We start from the raw sequence: 675 nt of genomic DNA, 5'->3' as shown, positions 1-675 counted from the left end.
CTGAAATTACCCATGTTCGAACAACCTCTATCGGTAATGACATTGTTTTACGCGGATTTAAAAAAGACAATCTTAACGTCACGATCGACGATGCCAAAATATGCGGCGCATGTCCGAACCGTATGGATCCACCGGCAATGCACATCTCTTCCAGTCAAATTGCAAGTGTCGAAGTTCAAGAAGGTCCGTTTGACGTTACTCAGTTCGGTAGCCTTGGCGGTGCTATTAATGTCGTCACCAAAGATCCGGGAAAAGCTCTTCATGGAGAAATCTCTGCGACTTTGGGAAGTTATGATTACCGCAAAATTTCGACCACGGTTGAGGGGGGCAATGATGCTATTCAAGCACTTGTAGGATACAGCCGTGAGACAAGCGGTCAATACAAAGACGGTGACGGAAAAACCATGGCTGAACAAGCAGACGGTGCACCTGCAAATCAACGTTATTCTGCTGCACACAAAAATGATGATGCGTATGCACGTCAAAATTTCTGGACAAAGATTGTCGGCAATATCGCTGACAATCAAAAATTAACCCTTAATTACTTTGGCGACCGTGCTGATGATGTTCTCTACGCACGTTATCCTATGGATGCGCTTAAAGACGATACCGATATGTTTAAAGCTGCGTATCAACTTTTCGGTCTCGGAGCCTTTTCCGAAGAACTTCTCATCG

1 protein-coding gene is annotated in these 675 nt (G+C 44.9%); it reads left to right on the top strand.

Features of this window, described 5'->3' with window-relative positions; all coding sequences use genetic code 11:
• The coding region (locus tag A3G19_RS09465; protein WP_294872316.1) for a TonB-dependent receptor plug domain-containing protein at positions 1 to 675 on the top strand (675 nt) is incomplete at both ends.

This window comes from Sulfuricurvum sp. RIFCSPLOWO2_12_FULL_43_24, assembly GCF_001829605.1.
Taxonomy (GTDB): Bacteria; Campylobacterota; Campylobacteria; order Campylobacterales; family Sulfurimonadaceae; genus Sulfuricurvum.
The sequence above is the reverse complement of the archived record's forward strand: the minus strand, read 5'-3'. Positions and strand labels throughout refer to the sequence as shown.